Source organism: Nocardia sp. NPDC052566 (assembly GCF_044547285.1).
GTDB lineage: Bacteria > Actinomycetota > Actinomycetes > Mycobacteriales > Mycobacteriaceae > Nocardia.
In genome coordinates this window covers 267992-286889 of sequence record NZ_JBIUAF010000009.1, presented here as the reverse complement: position 1 = coordinate 286889, position 18898 = coordinate 267992, and the positions used below count along the sequence as shown (strand labels likewise).

Annotated in this window: 19 protein-coding genes; 7 read left to right on the top strand and 12 right to left on the bottom strand. The window is 69.4% G+C overall.

The genetic code is table 11. From position 1 onward, the window contains the following. Nucleotides 1-91: 91 nt before the first annotated feature. From ACIG5A_RS41990 to ACIG5A_RS41960, 7 genes are all read right to left on the bottom strand, one after another. Complete coding sequence (locus ACIG5A_RS41990; protein WP_397250867.1) at nucleotides 92-598, bottom strand: arginine repressor; 507 nt, start codon at nucleotides 596-598, stop codon at nucleotides 92-94. Beyond that, on the bottom strand, nucleotides 595-1539 hold the full coding sequence (gene argF, locus ACIG5A_RS41985) for an ornithine carbamoyltransferase (protein WP_397250865.1): 945 nt from the start codon (nucleotides 1537-1539) through the stop codon (nucleotides 595-597). The genes ACIG5A_RS41990 and argF overlap by 4 nt, the downstream gene beginning before the upstream one ends. After that, entirely contained in the window at nucleotides 1536-2750 is a 1215-nt protein-coding gene (locus ACIG5A_RS41980; protein WP_397250863.1) for an acetylornithine transaminase, read from the bottom strand. Before ACIG5A_RS41980 ends, argF begins: the two co-directional genes overlap by 4 nt. Beyond that, nucleotides 2747-3673 carry an acetylglutamate kinase gene (gene argB, locus ACIG5A_RS41975; protein ID WP_397250861.1) on the bottom strand — a complete coding sequence of 309 codons (927 nt, stop codon included), beginning with the start codon at nucleotides 3671-3673 and terminating at the stop codon, nucleotides 2747-2749. The genes ACIG5A_RS41980 and argB overlap by 4 nt, the downstream gene beginning before the upstream one ends. Beyond that, nucleotides 3670-4884 (bottom strand): bifunctional glutamate N-acetyltransferase/amino-acid acetyltransferase ArgJ, encoded by a 1215-nt coding sequence (gene argJ, locus ACIG5A_RS41970; protein ID WP_397250859.1) that lies wholly within the window; start codon nucleotides 4882-4884, stop codon nucleotides 3670-3672. Before argJ ends, argB begins: the two co-directional genes overlap by 4 nt. Next, nucleotides 4881-5939, bottom strand: coding sequence for an N-acetyl-gamma-glutamyl-phosphate reductase (argC, locus tag ACIG5A_RS41965; protein ID WP_397250857.1), 1059 nt, complete (start codon nucleotides 5937-5939; stop codon nucleotides 4881-4883). Before argC ends, argJ begins: the two co-directional genes overlap by 4 nt. 502 nt (nucleotides 5940-6441) lie before the next feature. Then, the gene (locus ACIG5A_RS41960) at nucleotides 6442-7149 is read right to left on the bottom strand and encodes a winged helix-turn-helix domain-containing protein (protein ID WP_397250855.1); all 708 of its coding nucleotides are present in this window, start codon (nucleotides 7147-7149) and stop codon (nucleotides 6442-6444) included. A gap of 64 nt (nucleotides 7150-7213) precedes the next feature. Between ACIG5A_RS41960 and ACIG5A_RS41955 the strand changes: the two genes are divergently transcribed. The 3 genes from ACIG5A_RS41955 to ACIG5A_RS41945 all read left to right on the top strand — a co-directional run bounded on the left by ACIG5A_RS41955 (nucleotide 7214) and on the right by ACIG5A_RS41945 (nucleotide 9720). Continuing rightward, complete coding sequence (locus ACIG5A_RS41955) at nucleotides 7214-7936, top strand: hypothetical protein (protein ID WP_397250853.1); 723 nt, start codon at nucleotides 7214-7216, stop codon at nucleotides 7934-7936. Then, nucleotides 7936-8724, top strand: a complete 789-nt coding sequence (locus ACIG5A_RS41950; RefSeq protein ID WP_397250851.1) for an isocitrate lyase/phosphoenolpyruvate mutase family protein — start codon at nucleotides 7936-7938, stop codon at nucleotides 8722-8724. The genes ACIG5A_RS41955 and ACIG5A_RS41950 overlap by 1 nt, the downstream gene beginning before the upstream one ends. A gap of 342 nt (nucleotides 8725-9066) precedes the next feature. Continuing rightward, complete coding sequence (locus tag ACIG5A_RS41945) at nucleotides 9067-9720, top strand: Clp protease N-terminal domain-containing protein (RefSeq protein WP_397250849.1); 654 nt, start codon at nucleotides 9067-9069, stop codon at nucleotides 9718-9720. 180 nt (nucleotides 9721-9900) lie between these two features. Here the strand turns inward: ACIG5A_RS41945 and ACIG5A_RS41940 are convergent, their stop codons facing one another. Continuing rightward, nucleotides 9901-10800 carry a LysR substrate-binding domain-containing protein gene (locus ACIG5A_RS41940; protein ID WP_397250847.1) on the bottom strand — a complete coding sequence of 300 codons (900 nt, stop codon included), beginning with the start codon at nucleotides 10798-10800 and terminating at the stop codon, nucleotides 9901-9903. A 110-nt stretch (nucleotides 10801-10910) separates the two neighbouring features. Here ACIG5A_RS41940 and ACIG5A_RS41935 point away from each other — a divergent pair, with 110 nt between their 5' ends. Then, nucleotides 10911-11723 (top strand): SDR family oxidoreductase, encoded by an 813-nt coding sequence (locus ACIG5A_RS41935; RefSeq protein ID WP_397250845.1) that lies wholly within the window; start codon nucleotides 10911-10913, stop codon nucleotides 11721-11723. Here ACIG5A_RS41935 and ACIG5A_RS41930 read toward each other — a convergent pair. Both ACIG5A_RS41930 and ACIG5A_RS41925 read right to left on the bottom strand, forming a co-directional pair. After that, nucleotides 11718-12887 (bottom strand): alpha/beta hydrolase fold domain-containing protein, encoded by a 1170-nt coding sequence (locus ACIG5A_RS41930; protein WP_397250843.1) that lies wholly within the window; start codon nucleotides 12885-12887, stop codon nucleotides 11718-11720. The two genes, ACIG5A_RS41935 and ACIG5A_RS41930, sit on opposite strands and share 6 nt — an antisense overlap. A 59-nt stretch (nucleotides 12888-12946) precedes the next feature. After that, on the bottom strand, nucleotides 12947-13438 hold the full coding sequence (locus ACIG5A_RS41925) for a pyridoxamine 5'-phosphate oxidase family protein (protein ID WP_397250841.1): 492 nt from the start codon (nucleotides 13436-13438) through the stop codon (nucleotides 12947-12949). A 64-nt stretch (nucleotides 13439-13502) separates the two neighbouring features. On the opposite strand from ACIG5A_RS41925, the gene ACIG5A_RS41920 reads away from it, so the two are divergent. Both ACIG5A_RS41920 and ACIG5A_RS41915 read left to right on the top strand, forming a co-directional pair. Further along, nucleotides 13503-14471 carry a helix-turn-helix transcriptional regulator gene (locus ACIG5A_RS41920; protein WP_397250839.1) on the top strand — a complete coding sequence of 323 codons (969 nt, stop codon included), beginning with the start codon at nucleotides 13503-13505 and terminating at the stop codon, nucleotides 14469-14471. A gap of 38 nt (nucleotides 14472-14509) precedes the next feature. Next, a complete protein-coding gene (locus ACIG5A_RS41915) occupies nucleotides 14510-15475 on the top strand; it encodes a helix-turn-helix transcriptional regulator (protein WP_397251000.1) in 966 nt (321 codons plus the stop codon). Nucleotides 15476-15598: 123 nt separating this feature from the next. On the opposite strand, the gene ACIG5A_RS41910 is transcribed toward ACIG5A_RS41915, so the two are convergent. After that, nucleotides 15599-16708 (bottom strand): FAD-dependent monooxygenase, encoded by a 1110-nt coding sequence (locus ACIG5A_RS41910; protein WP_397250836.1) that lies wholly within the window; start codon nucleotides 16706-16708, stop codon nucleotides 15599-15601. Nucleotides 16709-16859: 151 nt separating this feature from the next. Here ACIG5A_RS41910 and ACIG5A_RS41905 point away from each other — a divergent pair, with 151 nt between their 5' ends. After that, nucleotides 16860-17408 (top strand): TetR/AcrR family transcriptional regulator, encoded by a 549-nt coding sequence (locus ACIG5A_RS41905; RefSeq protein ID WP_397250833.1) that lies wholly within the window; start codon nucleotides 16860-16862, stop codon nucleotides 17406-17408. On the opposite strand, the gene ACIG5A_RS41900 is transcribed toward ACIG5A_RS41905, so the two are convergent. Then, entirely contained in the window at nucleotides 17409-18851 is a 1443-nt protein-coding gene (locus ACIG5A_RS41900) for a GntP family permease (protein WP_397250831.1), read from the bottom strand. Between the last annotated feature and the right edge of the window lie 47 nt (nucleotides 18852-18898).

Below are 18898 nucleotides of genomic sequence, written 5' to 3'. Positions count from 1 at the left end.
TGCTCCGAACATCGGTAGAAACTGGTCGATAGCTGGCATTCACCAAGCTAGCAACACTTCATGAGCAAACGCTGAGCAGCAGCCTTCGGGGTCAGGCCAGTTGCTCGATCTTGGCGGCCAATTCGGCGCCGGTCAGCGGTTCGCGGGCGATAACGGCGATGGTGTCGTCGCCCGCGATGGTGCCGACGATGAAGGGCAGCGCCGCGCGGTCGAGCGCGCTGGCCAGGTAGTGCGCCGCCCCCGGCGGCGTGCGCAGCACCGCGATGTTGCCACTGGCGTCGGTGGAGACCAGGAGGTCGCCGAGCAGTTTGGCGAGGCGGTCGGTGCCGCCGGTGACGCCGCGTACCGGGCTGCCGTCCTCGGGCACCACGTAGACGCCCGCGCCACCGTCGGCGGCGCGGAGCTTGACCGCGCCGAGTTCGTCGAGGTCACGCGACAGGGTCGCCTGAGTGGTCTCGATGCCCTCGGCGGACAGCAGCGCGGCCAGCTCGGTCTGGCTGCGGACCGCGTGCGCGGTCAGCAGTTCCACGATCCGCGACTGGCGGCCCGCACGGGTGCGGGTGATGGCGCGCGCCGAATCCGGCTGCGGCGTACTCACGCTCGTGCTCGGCGCACCAGCAGCCACACCAGCAGCGCCTTCTGCGCGTGCAGCCGATTCTCCGCCTCGTCCCAGACCACGCTGTGCGGGCCGTCGAGCACCTCGTCGGTGATCTCCTCTCCGCGGTGCGCCGGAAGGCAGTGCAGCACAACGGCATCGGGCTGGGCGTTGGCGAGCAGGTCACCGTTGAGCTGGAACGGGCGGAAGGGGCCGACGCGATCGAGGCCGTCGTTCTCCTGACCCATCGAGGTCCAGGCGTCGGTGACCAGCGCGTCCGCGCCCTTGGCCCCGGCGACCGGGTCGTTGGTGACCGTGATGGTCGCGCCGGTCTCGGCCGCGCGCGCCTCGGCGGCCTCGATGATCCACGGCAGCGGCTCGAAACCCGGTGGCGCGGCGATGGTTATGTTGATGCCCGCGGTGACGCCGCCGAGCAGCAGCGAATGCGCCATATTGTTGGCGCCGTCGCCGAAGTAGGTGAGGTTGCGGCCATGCAGCGCGCCGAGACGTTCCTTCAGCGTCATCAGATCCGCGAGCACCTGGCACGGATGGAACTCGTTGGACAGCGCGTTCACCACCGGAACCGATGCCTCGGCGGCCATTTCGTCCAGTCGTACCTGTTCGAAAGTACGCCACACGATCGCGTCGACGTAGCGCGAGAGCACCCGGCCGGTATCGCCGAGCGTCTCCTCCCTGCCGAGCTGGGTGGTGCGCCCGTCCACCACGACGGCGTGCCCGCCGAGCTGGGCGATGGCCATCTCGAACGAGAAACGCGTACGGGTGGAATTCTTTTCGAAGATGACCCCGATCCCGCGCGGACCCTCGAGCGGGCGCTGCGCGAACGGCTGCTTCTTCACTTCGGCGGCGAGCGCGAGTACTTCGGCCTGTTCGGCCGGGCTCAGATCGTCGTCGCGTAGAAAATGCCGCAGATTGTCAGAGGTCATTGGTTCGCTCCCTTGGCATCCGCCGCCGCGGCGTCCAGAATCCCCGGCAGGTCGTCGACGAAGGTGTCGACCTGGGTCTCGGTCAGCACCAATGGCGGTGCGAGCCGAATGACGTTGGGCTTCGGCGCGTTCAGCAGGTAGCCCGCCTCCCGCGCACGCACCTCGACCTCGGCCGAGGCGTCGGCGGTCAGCACGATGCCGAGTAGCAGGCCCGCGCCGCGCACGTGATCGACCAGCGGATGCCGGAGCAGTTCGATGCCGTCGCTGAGCCGCTTGCCGACCGATTCGACATGCGCGAGCAGGCCCTGCTCGTCGATGGTCCGCAGCACCGCGAGCGCGGCGGCCGCGCACACCGGGTTACCGCCGAAGGTGGTGCCGTGCAGGCCGGGGGTGAGCAGTTCGGCGGCCGGGCCGTGCGCGAGCACCGCACCGATCGGCAGTCCGCCGCCGAGCCCCTTGGCCAGCGTGATCACGTCCGGGCTGATGCCGAATGCCTGGTGCGCGTAGAACTTTCCGGTGCGGCCGATACCGGTCTGCACCTCGTCGAGTACGAGCAGCGCACCGTGCCGCGCGGTGATCTCCCGCGCCTTGACCAGGTAGTCGATCGGCGGCACCACGACACCGCTCTCGCCGAGCATCGGCTCGAGGAAGACCGCGGCCGTATCCTCGTCGACGATCTTCTCCAGCGCCTCGGCATCACCGAAGGGCACGTGCACGACACCCGCGGGCATCGGCTCGAACGGCGCACGCTTGGCGGGCTGACCGGTGAGCGCGAGCGCGCCCATGGTGCGGCCGTGGAACGCCTCCTCGCAGGCGACGATCTTGCGCCGCCCGGTGAGCCTGGCGATCTTGAACGCGGCCTCGTTGGCCTCGGTACCGGAGTTGCAGAAGAACGCGCGGCCCTGGTTGTCGCCGTGGCCGTCGCCGAACTGCGCGAGCAGCCGCTCGGCCAGCTCGATCACCGGCTCGGTGGCGACGAAGTTCGAGACGTGCCCGAGCGTGCCGAGCTGATTGGTGACCGCCTCCAGAATCGCCGGATGCGCGTGGCCGAGGCTGTTGACCGCGATGCCGCCGTAGAAGTCGACGTAGCGCTTGCCGTCCGCGTCGTACACCACCGCGCCCGCGCCGCGGGTCAGCGCGACCTTCGGCGTGCCGTAGTTGTTCATCATCGCGGCGGACCACCGCTGCTGCAGGTCTTCGACGTTGTTCATTGTTTCGTTCCGTTCAGCGAGCCGTCGCCTGTCGGCGCGGGCGTCACCATCGTTCCGATTCCTTCTCCGGTGAACAGTTCCAGCAGGACCGCGTGCGGGACGCGGCCATCGATCACGTGTGCGGTCGGCACCCCCGACTGCACGGCGCGCAGGCATGCCTCCATCTTCGGCACCATGCCCGCGTCGAGGCGCGGCAACAGCTTTGCCAGCTCATCGGTGTCGATCCTGGTGGTCAGCGACGCGCGATCCGGCCAATTCGTGTACAGGCCTTCGACATCGGTGAGCACCACCAGTTTCTCCGCCCCGATGCCCTCGGCGAGCGCGGCCGCGGCGGTATCGGCGTTGATGTTGTGCACCACACCGTCCGCGTCAGGGGCGATGGTCGAGACCACCGGAATCCGGCCCGCGCCGATCAGATCGAGCACGGCTTCGGGCCGCACCTCGGTGACATCGCCGACCAGGCCGATATCGGTCGGTTCGCCGTCCACGTCGACGGTGCGGCGGGTGGCGGTGAACAGGTGCGCGTCCTCACCCGAGATGCCGACCGCGTACGGGCCGTGCGCGTTGATCAGCCCGACCAGCTCGCGCCCGACCTGACCGAACAGCACCATGCGCACCACGTCCATCACCTCGGGCGTGGTGACGCGGAAGCCGCCGCGGAATTCGCCTTCCAGGCCGAGCTTTTTCAGCATCGCGCTGATCTGCGGTCCACCGCCGTGCACGACCACCGGATGCACGCCGACGGTGCGCAGGAACGCCATATCGGCGGCGAAGGCGCGCTTGAGCCCCTCGTCGACCATCGCGTTGCCGCCGTACTTCACCACGACGATCTTGTCGCGGAACTTCTGCAGCCACGGCAGCGCGCCGGCGAGCACATGCGCCTTGTCCAGCGCCGAAAGGCCTTGGACCGCCTCGCTCGTCATGAGCTGTATGCCGAATTCTCTTCGACGTAGCCATGAGAGAGGTCGGTGGTGCGGATGGTCGCCGACGCGGCACCGACATTCAGCTCGATCAGCACGTCGATATCGCCGCCGGACAGGTCGACGTCACGGGCGCCCGGCGCACCGACGCTGTCCACGCAGACCGGATTTCCGTTGAACGACACCGAGATCCGGTTAGGGTCCAGGGTGACCGGCGCCATGCCGACCGCGGCGAGCACCCGGCCCCAGTTCGGGTCCGAACCGAACAGCGCGGTCTTGACCAGGCTGTCGCGGGCCACGCAGCGCGCCGCGGCGACCGCCTCCTCCTCGCTCACCGCGCCTGCCACGGTGACCCGCACCCGCTTGGTGACGCCCTCCGCGTCGGCCATCAGCTGCGCGGCCAGGTCGTCGCAGACCGCGAGCACGGCGGCGTCCAGTTCCTCCTGCGACGGGGTGACCTCGCTGGCGCCGTTGGCCAGCAGCAGCACCGTGTCGTTGGTGGAGCAGGAGCCGTCGACATCGAGCCGGTCGAAGGTCTTGCCGGTGGCGTTGCGCAGCGCCTGATCCAGCTGCTCGGCGGTGACCGCGGCGTCGGTGGTGAGCACGACGAGCATGGTGGCCAGCGAGGGGGCCATCATGCCCGCACCCTTGGCCATGCCGCCGACGTTCCACTTGTCGCGGTGATGGAAGGCCGCTTCCTTGGGCACGGTGTCGGTGGTCATGATCGCGTGCGCCGCGTCGAGCCCGCCGGACAGACCGCCGCCCATCTCGTGCACGATCTCGGTGACGGCGGGCAGCACCTTGTCCATCGGCAGCCGATCGCCGATGAGACCCGTTGAGCACACCGCGATTTCACCGGCGCCGGTCTCGGTACCCCAGTTGCTCAGCGCCTTCGCCAGTTCCTCGGCGGTGGCGTGGGTGTCCTGGAAGCCGAGCGGGCCGGTACAGGCGTTCGCGCCACCGGAATTGAGGATGACCGCGCGCAGGCGCTTGCCGGTCAGCACCTGCTGCGACCACAGCACCGGCGCGGCCTTCACCTTGTTGCTGGTGAACACGCCGGCCGCGGCGTACTCCGGGCCCTCGTTGAAAACCAGTGCGAGATCCGGCTTTCCGCTCTTCTTGATGCCCGCGGCGATACCCGCCGCGCGGAAGCCGAGCGGTGCGGTCACGCCCTGGGTCCGAACCAGCTTGCCGGCGGTCTCGATTGTCGTCACGGTGCCACTCCTACAGTGGAAAGTCCTGCGGTCTCGTCGAAGCCGACGGCCAGATTCATGGATTGCACCGCGGCGCCCGCGGTGCCCTTGGTCAAGTTGTCGATCGCGCCGATCACCACGAGCAGGCCCGCGGCGGCGTCCACCGCGACCTGCAGGGTGACGGCGTTGGAGCCGAGCACCGAACCGGTCTGCGGCAGTTGGCCTTCCGGCAGCAGGTGCACGAACGGCTCATCGGCATAGGCCTTTTCGTATACGGCGCGCGCCTGCGCGGCGTCCACCCGGACCGATGCGGTGCAGGTGGCCAGGATGCCGCGCGGCATCGGCGCGAGCACCGGAGTGAAGGACACGGCGACATCGACGCCGCCAGCGGCCTTCAGGTTCTGCGCGATCTCCGGGGTGTGCCGGTGCGCGCCCGCGATGTTGTAGGCGCGCGCCGAGCCCATCACCTCCGAGCCGAGCAGGCCGATATCGAGCTTGCGGCCCGCACCCGAAGTACCGCTCACCGCAACGACATTCACCGCGGGCTCGATGATGCCCGCGGCGATCGCGGGGGCGAGCGCGAGGCTGGCCACCGTCGGATAGCAGCCGGGCACCGCGATCCGCCGGGCACCGCGCAGTTCGTCGCGGCCGCCGGGTAGCTCGGGCAGGCCGTACGGCCAGCTGCCCGCGTGCTCGGTGCCGTAGTACTTCTGCCACGCCTGCGGATCGGTCAGCCGGAAGTCGGCGCCGCAGTCGATGATCACCGTCGACTCGGGCAGCGCGGTGGCGATGGCCGCGGACTGGCCGTGCGGCAGCCCGAGGAACACCACATCGTGCCCGGCGAGTTCCTCGACCGTGGTCGGCGCGAGCACTCGATCGGCCAGCGGCAGCAGATGCGGCTGGAGTTCACCGAGCGTGGTTCCGGCGTTCGACCCGGCGGTCAGCGCCCCGATGACGAGGCGCCCGGCTCGATACGCCGGATGGTTCAGCAACAGACGCAGCACCTCGCCGCCCGCGTACCCGCTCGCACCGGCCACCGCGACCCGTACGACGGGCCCGCCAGAGGAATCAACCATGTGATGATTATGCACGACCATGCAAGCTCATTCACTATCGGGCTACCGCGATCCGGCGGGAACGGAATTCACCTGCACATATAGCGCCACGGTCAGTGGTGTTACCCGGAACCTACCGAGTCATGCATGCCGCCGCAGACTCCGGCACGATCATCACACGGCCCCGCGTCCCGGCACGCACCGGTCATGAAGCCGGTTGCCCCAGCAAGACACCACGATCGCGGCCATTCGAGCGAACGAGTGCGCGTCACCCGGTGAGACACACCACTACAGGTGGCCCCCGCGACCAGCGCCGCCCCCGAACAAGTCCGGCACCAGCGCGAGTGCCGATCGCCCCGCACTGCCACGACGGAAGAAGACGCTGCACCTCGGCCGGTGACCGGTACCGCCCTGCATCGGCACGCCTCGAGCGATCGCTGACCTCGCCGCCCAACAGCCTGCCGATCGACGCGACAGGTGAATCTCCCGGGGCGGCAAGCCCGGCGGCCGCGCGACTGGTCGATCACCTGAGCGCGGCAGGTTCCATACCGAGCAGATCATGGAGGCCGGTCTCCCCTTGCGGAGTGACGCGCATGGCACGGCCGGTACCGACTCGGCGGATCCAGTCGAGGTCCTGGAGGCGGCGGCAGAGGTGGGCGCCCGCGGCGCCGCCGAGATGGGTGCGGCGTTCGGTCCAGTCGAGGCAGGGGCGGGCGATCGGGCGGCGGGTGGTGCGCAGGGCCGCCGGATCGATGCCGAGCGGGCCGGTGAGCCAGGACATGCCCGCCTCGGTGAGGGCGAAGCCGGTGTCCAGGTCGAGCAGGTCGCGGTCGGTCATGGCGTCGGTGATCGCGACGCCGAGGCGGCCCGCGAGATGGTCGTAGCAGGTGCGGCCGCGGGCCAGTGCGGCGGCGACGGTGGCCGAGCGCAGCGTCGACGCCCCGGTGCCCGGCGGGCCCACGTGGGTGACCATCGCCTCCAGCAGTTCGGCGACACGCGAATTCGCCAGCTGCACATAGCGATGCCTGCCCTGGCGGCGCTCCACCAGCAGGCCGCCGTCGAGCAGGCGGTTCAGGTGTTCGGTCGCGGTGGACGGCGCGACCCCGGTGTGGCGCGCCAATTCACCCGCCGTCCAGGCGCGGCCGTCGATCAGGGCCAGGCACATGTCGGCGCGGGTCCGGTCGGCCAGCAGCGCGGCCAGCCCGGCGAGGTCTGCCGCTCGGGGATGCACCACCCAAGCATCGCCCCGGATCATTTCGGCGGCCACCGAAACGTCCCGAGGCTACCGTCACCACATGGATCGGACGCTCCCCCTCGACCAGCCGGCACCGCACGATCAGTCGCTGCGGCTGATCACCAACCCCGACCGGGTCCGCGATGCGCTGTTGCACGCGGCGATGCCCGCGGTACCCGCGGCGGACCCGCCCGCCGGTATCGCGTGGTTGCGGGCGCAGGTGCCCCGGTTCTGCGACGGTGACGCGCACGAACGGCGGCGGGCGTTGGTGGTGGAGGAGTTGGCTCGGCTGTCTCCCGCCGCGTTGCGTGCGCGGGCGCGGGACGTCGACGGGCCGCTCGCACACGTTCAGGTGCTCGCGGAAGCCATTGGACTGCCGGATATTTCGCTGCCCGCCGTGGCGTTGGCCGCCGCTCACTATCAACCGTATGAACCGGACAACCCGGCGGCGGACGCGGCGGTCGCCGAATTGGTGGCGGCCTGCGGTGGGGTTGCCGATGAGCGGACGGCGGCGCGGATCTGCCTGCTCGTTCAATCCTGTACGGCGACAAGCGCGCTCGTCGCCAACGCGCGCGACATCACCGGCGCCACGACCGCCGGGGAGCGGGTCGCGCGCACCATGGACGAGAATCCGCCGCTGCGCGCGACCCGCCGGATCGTCGACGGTGAACTCGTCGAGCTCGATATGCGCCATCCAGGACTGGGTTTCGGTGCGGGTCCGCACGCGTGCCCCGGCCGGGAACATGCCATCGCCCTCGCCACCGGAATCATCGAAGGATCCTGATGACCAAGACGACGATCTTCCACGCGCTGCACCACGCCGAGCGGCCGCTGATCCTGCCCAATGCCTGGGATTTCGGCTCGGCCGCGCTGCTCGCCGCCGCCGGATTCCCCGCGATCGGGACCACCAGCCTCGGCGTCGCCGTCGCGGCCGGTCTGCCCGACGGCACCGGGGTGACGCGCGCGGAAACACGCACGGTGGCAACGCGACTCGCACGGCTCGAGGTACCGGTCACCGTCGATGTCGAGGGCGGATTCAGCGAGGATCCGGCCGAGGTCGCCGAATTCGTCGGGCAGCTGGCCGAATTGGGGATCGCCGGGGTGAATCTCGAAGACGGACGCGGCGACAGCACACTCGCCGAGCCGGGCCATCAGGCCGAACTCATCGCGGCGATCAAGGCGCGCGCACCCGAGGTCTTCGTCAATGCCCGCGTCGATACGTATTGGCTGAAGCGCGACCAGGATTCGACGCTGGCCAGGGCACAGCGCTACGCGGCGGCCGGGGCCGACGGCCTGTTCGTGCCGGGGATGACCGGCACGACCGAGATCGGAAAGTTCGTCGCCGCGGTGCCTGTGCCGGTCAACATGCTGTTCCAGGCGACCGGCCCCTCGATCGCGACGCTCGCCGACCTCGGTGTGCGCCGAGTCAGCACGGGCTCGCTGCTCTACCGGGCAGCGCTCGGCGCGGCCGTCGAGATCGCGGATGCGGTGCGCGAGGGCAGGCCGATCACCGCCGATATCGCGAACTACCGCCAGATTTCGGCCTTGACCGAGGCACCGGCGGAGCAGTGACCTCTGCTGAGCGGCCCGGCGAGAAGGCCCTCATCGTGGTGAGCCGGGTCGTCGCGGTGGCCTAAATCGACTGTGCGGCAGCGGCACTCACTGCGCCGGACACTATCGAGCTGCCGGATCAGAACCCCACCGGGCCATTCGCACCGATCCGCTGCGCCGGTTCGGGCGGACCGGCGAGGCCAACGGCGCGGCCATCGCGCGCACGGACAACGTCGCCGAACAACGCTTCCTCGCGCGGCGGTGGGCGCAGGCGCGTCCGTAGCGCAAACCAGGAACCGCGCGGTGTTTCCTCGCTACCATCGAAGATGGGCCCGCACGTCCGGATGGCAAAGGGGGTACCCGATGTTCGAAAGGTTCACCGATCGAGCCAGGCGCGTGATCGTGCGCTCCCAAGAAGAGGCGCGGCGACTCCGGCACGACTACATCGGCACCGAACATCTGCTGATCGCCGTCTTCCACGAAGCCGAAAACGACACCGAGTCGCCGACGGCGCTGTTGCTCGTGCAGCGCGGGATAGCGCCTGCGGAGGCGATCGCCCGCGTCGGCTTGACCCCGGGCCCCGAACAGCCTGCCGACGCGCACATTCCGTTCACCAAATCGGCGAAGTCCGCGCTGGAGGGCTCGCTGCGTGAGCTGATCGCGCTCGGCGGCACCGATATCACCCCCGCCCACCTGTTGCTCGGCATCATCCGCGCGGAAGCGGACACCCCGGAGTCCGTCACAGGCACCGCGCTCAACGCGCTCGGCATCCGAGCCGACAGCCTGCGCCTGCTCCTCGGCGCCCGCATCGGCATGTCGTCGGCGTTCCACAAGACCGTCAGCTATGCCAGCCTCGAGGCCCGCCGCCTCGACAGACCGTTGGTCGGCAACGAACACCTGCTCCTCGGCATCCTCGCCACCGACCCCGAACTGGCCGCCCAGATATTCGGCCCACTGGGAGTCACCGCCGACCAGATCACCGAGCGAGTACTCGCGGTCATCGCCGAACGCACCTGAACCCGCGGACATCCAGCGCGGCAAGCCCAGAGCGCAGGAGCTCCATGCGGCCGATGGCGATCATGCACGGGTCAGCAGGCCCGGATGTCGAGCGCAGTCGAATGGCCCTGCCCAACGGCGTGTCGCACGGCCATTCGACTGCGCTCGGTGAATTCGTGTTGCCGGGAGGTGGGGCGGGGGTCAGGAGAGTTGGGTGGCTATGGCGGTGGGGAGGGGGATGCCGCGGCGGTGGAGGTCGGCTTCGAAGCGTTGGAGCAGTGGGTCGTTCGGGGTGGTGGTGAGGCAGACGATGTCGCGGTGTCGGCGGGGGCGGAGGCTGCGGACGGCGCCCGGGAAGGTGGCGGGGAGGGCGGTGGTGGGGACCAGGGCGATGCCGAGGCCCGCGGCGGCCAGTTGGGCGGCGGTGGTGGCCTGGCGGGTGCGGGTCGCGGCGGTGAGGGTGACGCCGTGCGCGGCGGCGGTCTCGTCGAGCCAGGCCGCGAGGCCGTTGTCCGGGTGGTAGTGCACTATCGGGTGTTCGGCGATCTTTGCGAATGTCAGTGCGGCACTCGATGGTTCTGGTGCGGACGGCAGCACCGCGACGATTTCCTCCTGCCCGATCACGCTCGCGTATCCGGTCCAGCGCGACGGTCGCGGCCCGATCGCGAGGTCGACCTGACCGGAGGCGGTGAGCTCCGCGAGCGCGTCGGCACTGGACGATTCGGTGAGCGTCAGGTGCACACCGGCGTGTTTGCGATGCCAGGCGCGCAGTACCGGCGCGAGCAATCCGGCGGTCATGCTCTCCGCACAGCCGATGCGCAGTTGCCCCGCGCTGCCGCCCGCGACCGCGCGACCGGTCGTCACCACGCGCTCCGCGGCGGCAAGTGCGGCGCGCGCGTCCGCGACGATCGCCCGGCCCGCCGCCGTCGGCCGCACCCCGCGCGGCAGCCGTTCGAGCACCGGTGCGCCGATCTCCCGCTCCAATGCCGCGATCTGATGGGACAGCGCGGGCTGTGACAGATGCAGGCGGGCGGCCGCCTCGGTCACCGATCCACAATCCAGCACCGCGACAAGACATTCCAGCGCCCGCAGAGTTGCCATTAGGAGATTTTATCGGAACACCAGAAAACATTCATAGCGCGACGGGATGGGCGCCGGACGCAGGCGCGTTCGAACACGGTGCAAGACAGCGACAACCGAGGAGACACCCCATGACACACCCGTTGCACGGCAAGAAGCTCGTCATCGTCGGCGGCGCATCCGGCATTGCCCGCCGGCTCGCCGCCGACGCCATCGCGGCCGGAGCCACCGTCGTCCTGGCAGGCCGCGATCACCAAAAGCTGACCGCGGCAGCAGCAGCTACCAACGCAACCACGACTCCGGCCCTAGGCGCAGTTGCGGCTTCGGTCGCGACCACGACTGATGCCGCAACAATCGTGGGCCGAACGGGTGACGCCGCGACGATCGGCATCGCTCGGGTCGATCTCGGCGCCGAAGACTCCATTCGCGAACTGGCTGAACAAGTCGGCGAGTTCGACTACCTCGTGTCTCTGGCCGCCAACCACGCCAACGGGCCGGTTGCCGAGCTGGAGCGGGCAGCCATCACCCGTGCCTTCGATGCCAAGGTGGTCGGGCCGATCCTGCTCGCGAAGCACCTGGCGCCGAATCTGCGGGAGGGCGGGGCGATTCTGCTGTTCTCGGGGTTCGCGGCGTGGCGGCCCGCGCCCGGCCGCACCGTGATGGCGACGACCAACGGTGCGGTGAGCTTCCTCGCTCAGGCGCTCGCCGTGGAGCTCGCCCCGATCCGGGTGAATGCCCTCTCCCCCGGGATCGTCGATTCCGGCGTCTGGGATGGCATGGGCGACAACAAGTCCCGCTTCTTCGCCGATATCGCCGCCGCCAATCCGGCACGCCGGGTCGGCACCGCGGCCGATATCGCGGGCGCCGCGCTGCTCGCACTCACCAATCCGTTCCTGACCGGCACGACCCTGCATGTCGACGGCGGCGGGCGACTCGCGTCATGAGGCCGGGAAGTGCTGCCTCAGGAATTCGGCGAAGACGGTGCGTGACATCTGGGTGCCCCAGTCGCCCCAGGTGAAGTCGTAGGCGTGCTCGCCGAACGGGATCGACAGCAGCTGGTGTTCGACGCGGACGGCTTGGAGCCGGGCGGCCAGTTCGGTGGACTGGCCGATCGGGACGACGTGGTCGCGCGCACCGTGCAGCAGCAGCGTCGGCGGCAGGCCCTGGCGCACATAGGTGGTCGGCGAGGCGGCGGCGTAGCGGTCGGGTACTTCGTCCGGCGAGCCACCGAGGTAGTCCCGCATGGCTTTTCGGCCGTATTCGGGGGCGCCGGTGTCGCGCCAGGCACTGACCAGTTCGGTGGGCGGATAGAAGGCGGCGACCGCGCGCACCGAGGTATCGCCGACCGCGCAACTGGGCGGCACGCGATCGTCGGCGTAGGCGCCCATCAGCGCGAGGTTGCCGCCCGCCGAGCCGCCCGCGACCATGACCCGCTCCGGATCGACGCCGAACTGGCCCGCCTGCTGCTTCACCCACCCGATCGCGCATTTGATATCGGCGGGCGCCTGATTCCAGCGCGCGGGCGGCGCCAGCCGGTATTCGATCGAGAACACCGCATATCCCTTGTCGTTCAACCACCTGTGCCATTTCGGCCCCTCGCCGCGATCGCCCTCGCTCCACCCGCCGCCGTGCACCCAGACCACCGCGGGCCGCTTGGTATCCGACGGATGCGCGGGCAGTTTGGCATCGAGCAGCAGATCGGTGCCGTCGACCGTCGCGTACTTGATGCTCGTCGCCGTGACCGGTTTGCCGGTATTCGATCCGCCGATGACGTAGTCGAACACCGAAAGCCGCGCGTCATGCTCCCCGGCCGTGCGCCACGAGGCGACCAGCGGAACGCACGCCGCCACCATCGCGATCGCGCAGACGAACCCGACGAGCAGGCCGATCCTGCGCAGCACCACATTGATTCGCCGCTGCACGAGGATCAGCGCGATCCCCAACCCCAGCAAACCCACGGGCAACAGGTAGAGCCCGTAGTTGCTCACCGCCGCCGACAGCGGGATGAACGACTCGGGAATCCGTGCCGAGGCGATCACGAAGGTGATCGTCCCCAGCACGGCAGCCACCACCACACCGAGCAGGGCAACAACCCAGCGAATGACCATGGCGCCCATTAACCCACGCCGAACCGCCGGTCACCGCCCGGCACGCCGTCACCGATCCGTCAGTGCTTGTTGACGACGCGCTCGCCCTTACCCGGCTTCCAGATGGTGATGTTCAGGTGGTCGCCGTCCACCTCGACGGTGGACGCGCTGCTGAGATCCGCGACGTAGAAGTGGTCGAATTCCTGGCCGCGGATGTCGAACCCGTTTTCCTCGAACAGGTCCTGGGCGAACCGTGCGTGCACCTCGCGATCCGTCACATCGGTGACGGTGCCGAACAGCTTCGCGTCACCGTCGCCGACCTGGGTGTCGACGGTGGCGGTGTGCAGGCAGAACCGCGGATCGCGGCCGAGGTCCTTGAACTTTGTGGTGTTCGGCATGCCCGCGAGCACGAGCATGCCCTCGAAGATCCGCGGTTCGATCGGGCTGATCCGCGGCGCCCCGTCGGCGCGCAGGGTGGCGAGCATGCAGAGGTTTCCGGTGGCTTTGTGCCTGCGGGTGAAGACGGCGGAGATGTGCGGCGCTTCTTCGGTGAACTGGCTCCAAGTGGTCATGACACAGAAGATTACGACATAAACTTGACACCCTCTGTCAGGGTTTCTGGTTAGTCTGACACTCATGCGGGCGAGTCGATTGGTGCAGCTGTTGTTGCTACTGCAAACCCGCGGCCGATCGACGGCCACGCAGCTGGCCGGGGAGCTGGAAGTCTCGGTGCGCACCGTCTACCGCGATATCGAGGCGCTGTCCGAGGCGGGCGTGCCGATCTTCTGCGAGCAGGGCCGAGGGGGCGGCGTCCAGCTGGTCGACGGTTACCGCACCCGCCTGACCGGACTGACCACCGATGAGGCCGACGCCGTGCTGCTGGCCGGATTGCCGGGCGCCGCAGCCGATCTCGGGCTCGGCACGGTGCTGGCCACCGCGCAGCTGAAGGTGCTCGCCGCGCTACCGCCCGAATTGCGCGGGCGCGCCACCCGCATCGCGGACCGGGTGCACATCGACGCGCCGGGCTGGTTCCACCGCCCCGATGAAACCCCCACTCTCGCAACGATTGCCGATGCGCTCTGGCACGACCGCAGGCTGCGGGTGCGCTACGGCCGCAAGGACCACGAGGTGGTGCGCACACTGGACCCGCTCGGCCTGGTGCTCAAGGCGGGCACCTGGTACCTGGTCGCCCGGCATCGCGCCGATATCCGCTCCTACCGCGTCGGCCGCATCATCTCGGCCACGCAGACCGGCGAATCCTTCACCAGGACGGACGATTTCGATCTCGTCGCGCACTGGGCCGAGGCCGCGGAAGGCTTCGCGAAATCGATGCTGCGCGTGCGCGCCCGCTGCCGCGTCGAGGCCGCGCACCTGCGCTTCCTGCGGCTCGGCTTCGAACCCGCCGCCGTCACCGAGGCATTGGCGGGCGCCACCGCACCGGATGCCGGCGGCTGGGTCGAGCTGACCCTCGCGGCGGAGTCGTATCCCGTTCTCGCGCACGGCATCCTGCCGCTCGGCGCGCACGCCGAGGTACTCGGCCCGCCCGAGCTCCGCGCGGAGCTGGCCGAGACCGCCGCCGCGATGCACGCCCGCTACCACCCTTAGGAATGAACCTGTCCTAAGCAGGTGGCATGCTCGACAGCGTGTTGGAAACCTCGGCGCGACTGCTGAAGCTGCTCGCCCTGCTGCAGACCCACCGCGACTGGACGGGCACCGACCTCGCCGAACGCCTCGGCGTCACCGGCCGCACGATCCGCCGCGATGTGGAGCGGCTGCGCGAGCTCGGCTATCCGGTGCACGCCACCCAGGGCACCGCGGGCTACCGGCTCGGCGCGGGCGCGTCGCTGCCGCCGCTGCTGCTCGACGACGAGGAGGCGGTGGCGGTGGCCGTCGGACTGCGCAGCGCCTCGGACGGCACGGTGGCCGGTATCGAGGAGGCCTCGCTGCGCGCGCTCACCAAATTGGAGCAGGTGCTGCCGCCGCGGCTGCGGCATCGGGTTCGCACGCTGCGCGCGTCCACCGTTCGGGTCGGCACGCCGGGCGGCGCGGTGGCGCCCGACACCCTGATGGCCGTCGCCGAGGCGATCCAGCGTAAAGAACGCCTGCGCTTCGACTATCGCGCCCACGACGGCCGCACCGGCGGCCGCGCGGTGGAACCGCACCACCTCGTCCATTTCAGCCGCCGGTGGTACCTGGTCGGCTGGGATGTGGACCGCGGCGACTGGCGCACCTTCCGCGCCGACCGGATGACACCGAAGATCCCCACCGGCCCGCGGTTCACGCCACGGGAGGTCCCCGAAGGCGATGTGGCGAAATATCTTTCGCGCCAACTGTCCACCAACGCGTGGCCGTACCAGGCCACCGTCCTCCTGCACCGGTCCGCCGAATACGCCGCCGAGCGGATCTGGCCGGGCATGGGCGTCGTCGAAGCCGTCGACGAGCACACCTGCCACTTCCACGTCGGTAGCGAAACCCCCGAGGCGCTCGTCTGGATGATCACCTCGACCGACCTCGACTTCACCCTCCTCACCGGCCCGCCAGAACTCACCGCGGCCCTGCACGCCCAGTCGCTCCGCTGCGCCCGCGCCTTACAGCCGCACACCAATTGATTTCCCGCACACCGATTCGCCTGCGATTCGGTGTGCGGGAAATCAAACGGTGTGCGGTAGGTCAGGTGCGCGGCGATCAGATCCGTGCGGCCACCGGAGGGAGCGGCCGCACGAGAGGTGTGCTCAGCGAGTGGGCGGATGCCAATCCAATACCGGGGCAAGGGCATTCGCCTGCGCAGTGGACGGCGTCAAGCGCAGGACGGCGTTGCGCAGCGCCACCAAGGGGGCCGCCGAGAGCTGGGCGATGGCGCCGATGCGGCGCGAACGGGTGACGATCATCTGGGTACGCGGTCGGCGCTCGGCGTCGTAGCGGGTGAGATCGCCGTCCCTGGTGGCGACTTCGGCGAGAACGACCGCGTCTTCGATGGCCTGGCACGCACCCTGGCCGAGGTTGGGGGTCATGGCGTGCGCGGCGTCGCCGACGAGCGCGATGCGGCCCGCGACATAGGTTTTCAGCGCGGGGAGGTCGTAGAGGTCATGCTTGAGCAATGCGCCTTCGTCGGCGGCGGCGAGCAGCCCCGGGATCGGCGCGTGCCACGTCCCGAAGCGGCGGCGCAGTTCGGCCAGGCCGCCGCCAGCGGTGCCCGCGGGCATGTTCCCGGTGGCGAAGCAGTAGACCCGGCCGTCGGCGAGCGCGGCGTAGCCGAATCGCTCACCGCGGCCCCAGCTTTCGCCCAGATCGCCCATCGGCTCGGTCGGGGTGACCACCACCCGCCACGCGGTGTATCCGCTGTAGCGCGGCGCCACCTCGCCGCAGACCGCACGGCGCACCACGCTGCGGATACCGTCCGCGCCGACGACCACGTCACCGGTGGAGGTGCCCGCCGAATGCACGACGGTACCGTCAGTGCGCGCCTCGCTGACCGTAATGCCGGTGCGCAGTGCGGATTCCGGGATCGCCGCGCGCAGGATGTCGAACAGGTCGGCGCGGTGCATCATGATCGGCAGCCTGTACCTGGCGCGCAGCAGGTCGGTATCGGAGCGGGACAGCCAGGTGCCCTTGCTGTCCCGGATGCCCGCGGCGCCCTCCTCCGTGGCGCGCGCCCTGACCTCGGCGCCGACGCCGAGCGCGTCCAGTGCGCGAAGGGCGTTGGGCCACACCGAAAGACCCGCCCCGACCTCGGCGATCGTCGTGGCCCGCTCCAGTACCTCGACGTCCCATCCCTTGCGCAGGAACGCGATCGCGGTGGCCAGGCCGCCGATACCGCCGCCGACGATGATCGCTGTGGACATGACGAACTCCTCATCTCTCGACGCATCCACCCATCGGATGCGCGGCGCCTGCGGCCGAACTCCGGCGGCGCCTTCGAGAACAAAGTTACTACATCCGTAGTATCGAGCACTACCAATGTAGTGCACATCACTACCGATGTAGTATCACCGCATGCCCACGAAGCGCGAACAACTCCTCGATGCCGCCATCGACCTGCTCGGATCCCGCGGGCTGCGCGCACTCACCCATCGCGCGGTGGACGACAACGCGGGCATGCCCGCGGGATCGGCCTCCAACTACTTCCGCACCCGTGAGGCGCTGCTCGGCGGTATCTCGGACCGGCTGGAGCAGCGCGACTACGCCGACTGGGAGGCGCTGACCACGCGGCCGATGCCGAGCACGGTCGATCAGGTCATCGACGGCGCGACCGCGCTCATCGCACACTCGGTCACCGACGATCGCACTCGGACCCTGGCGAGATACGCGCTCTTCGTGGAGGCACAGCACATGCCCGCGCTGCAACAAACCGTGCAGCGCGGGCATGAGCGGTTGACCGCATGGGTCGCGGATATGGTGCGCCCCTTCGGGGCGGGGCCGGAGGTGGCGAAGATGCTCGTCGACTACTTCGACGGCATGATCCTGCACCAATTGACCAGCCCGGTACCGGATTTCGAGCCGCGCGCGGCGGTGGACCGGCTGGTCCGCGCGCTGCTCACCTGATCAGCTGACGATCGCGAACAACACCGCCGCCACCGCGAAACTCACCACGGACAGCACGGTTTCCAGCACCGTCCAGGTCTGCAGCGTCTGCTTGACGGTGAGGTTGAAGTACTTCGCGATGATCCAGAAGCCGCCGTCGTTGACGTGGCTCAGGATGATCGAGCCCGCCGCGACGGCCATGGCGATCAGCGCGATCGACATCTGCGAGTAGCCGTGCCCGGCGACCAGCGGCGCGACGATGCCGCCGGTGGTCACAATCGCGACGGTGGCCGAGCCCTGGGCGATGCGCAGGCCGCAGCTGATGATGTAGGCGAGCACGATCACCGGCAGGCCCGCCGCGGACATGGTGTTGGCCAGCGCCGTGCCGATTCCGGTGGCGGAGATGACCTTTCCGAAGAACGCGCCCGCGCCGACGACGAGCAGCAGCATGCCGACCGGCCGCAGCGATTCCGCGGTGAGCGCGCTGAGTTCCTGCACGCTGGAGCCGCGGCGGATGCCGAGCACGTAGAACGCGATGAGCACGGCAATGAGCAGCGCGACGGCCGGTGTGCCGAGGAAGGTCAGCACCTGCAGCAGTTTCGAGGATTTGTCGAGCAGCTGGGTGCCGAAGGTGGCGCCGAGAATCAGCACCAGCGGGATGGCGATGATCGCGCCGATCAGGCCGACCGAGGGCGGTGCCTTCGCGATGGTGCGGGTCGCGCCGGGATCGGTCGCGGTACCGGGACCTTCGCCCTCGGCATCCTTGCGCACCAGGAATTCCTCGGGCACCTCGACGATGACCCGCTTACCGATGTAGGTGCCCCACACCAGACCGGCGGCGATGAATCCCGGGATACCGCAGACGAATCCCATCAGGATCAGCCAGCCGAGACTGACCTCCAGCAGGCCGCCGAGCGCCACCGGACCTGGATGCGGCGGCAGGAACGCGTGCGTCATCGACAGACCGGCGAGCATGGGCATGGCGTAGAGCACCAGCGAACGGCCGCCGCGCTTGGCCGCCACATAGATCAGCGGCGCGAGCACGAAGATGCCGATGTCGAAGAACACCGGAATGCCGAAGATGAGCCCGAGCAGGCCCATCGCGATCGGAGCGCCCTTCTGCCCGAACACATTCAGCAGCTTGCTGGTCAGCACATCGGCGCCGCCGGAACGTTCGAGGATCGCGCCGAGCACGGTGCCGAGGCCGATGATCACGGCGATATGGCCGAGGATCCCGCCGAAGCCGGTCTCCAGCAAGGAGTCTCCGGCCTTGATCGCGGTACCGACGATCTTGTTCACCGGCAGGCCCGCCGCGAGCGCGAGCCCGAGACCGGTCAGCAGCAGCGCGATGAACGGCTCCAGCTTGACCTTGATGATGGCGACCAGCAGCACGGCAATCGACAGACCGCAGAGCAGCAGCAGCCCAGGGGTACTGGTGCGCAACCAGTCGACCGCGGCGCTCATGCGCGTGCCTCGCCAGCGCTCGGCACGAGCATGCGCGACAGCGCACT

Excerpts from the sequence above, each read along its gene's own strand:
- ACIG5A_RS41955 (WP_397250853.1), top strand. The coding sequence starts at position 7,214 with ATGGATCGGACGCTCCCCCTCGACCAGCCGGCACCGCACGATCAGTCG.
- ACIG5A_RS41910 (WP_397250836.1), bottom strand. The coding sequence starts at position 16,708 with ATGTCCACAGCGATCATCGTCGGCGGCGGTATCGGCGGCCTGGCCACC.
- ACIG5A_RS41900 (WP_397250831.1), bottom strand. The coding sequence starts at position 18,851 with ATGAGCGCCGCGGTCGACTGGTTGCGCACCAGTACCCCTGGGCTGCTG.
- ACIG5A_RS41935 (WP_397250845.1), top strand. The coding sequence starts at position 10,911 with ATGACACACCCGTTGCACGGCAAGAAGCTCGTCATCGTCGGCGGCGCA.
- ACIG5A_RS41945 (WP_397250849.1), top strand. The coding sequence starts at position 9,067 with ATGTTCGAAAGGTTCACCGATCGAGCCAGGCGCGTGATCGTGCGCTCC.
- ACIG5A_RS41905 (WP_397250833.1), top strand. The coding sequence starts at position 16,860 with ATGCCCACGAAGCGCGAACAACTCCTCGATGCCGCCATCGACCTGCTC.
- ACIG5A_RS41980 (WP_397250863.1), bottom strand. The coding sequence starts at position 2,750 with ATGAACAACGTCGAAGACCTGCAGCAGCGGTGGTCCGCCGCGATGATG.
- argB (WP_397250861.1), bottom strand. The coding sequence starts at position 3,673 with ATGACGAGCGAGGCGGTCCAAGGCCTTTCGGCGCTGGACAAGGCGCAT.
- ACIG5A_RS41950 (WP_397250851.1), top strand. The coding sequence starts at position 7,936 with ATGACCAAGACGACGATCTTCCACGCGCTGCACCACGCCGAGCGGCCG.
- ACIG5A_RS41920 (WP_397250839.1), top strand. The coding sequence starts at position 13,503 with ATGCGGGCGAGTCGATTGGTGCAGCTGTTGTTGCTACTGCAAACCCGC.
- argC (WP_397250857.1), bottom strand. The coding sequence starts at position 5,939 with ATGGTTGATTCCTCTGGCGGGCCCGTCGTACGGGTCGCGGTGGCCGGT.
- ACIG5A_RS41925 (WP_397250841.1), bottom strand. The coding sequence starts at position 13,438 with ATGACCACTTGGAGCCAGTTCACCGAAGAAGCGCCGCACATCTCCGCC.
- ACIG5A_RS41930 (WP_397250843.1), bottom strand. The coding sequence starts at position 12,887 with ATGGTCATTCGCTGGGTTGTTGCCCTGCTCGGTGTGGTGGTGGCTGCC.
- ACIG5A_RS41940 (WP_397250847.1), bottom strand. The coding sequence starts at position 10,800 with ATGGCAACTCTGCGGGCGCTGGAATGTCTTGTCGCGGTGCTGGATTGT.
- argF (WP_397250865.1), bottom strand. The coding sequence starts at position 1,539 with ATGACCTCTGACAATCTGCGGCATTTTCTACGCGACGACGATCTGAGC.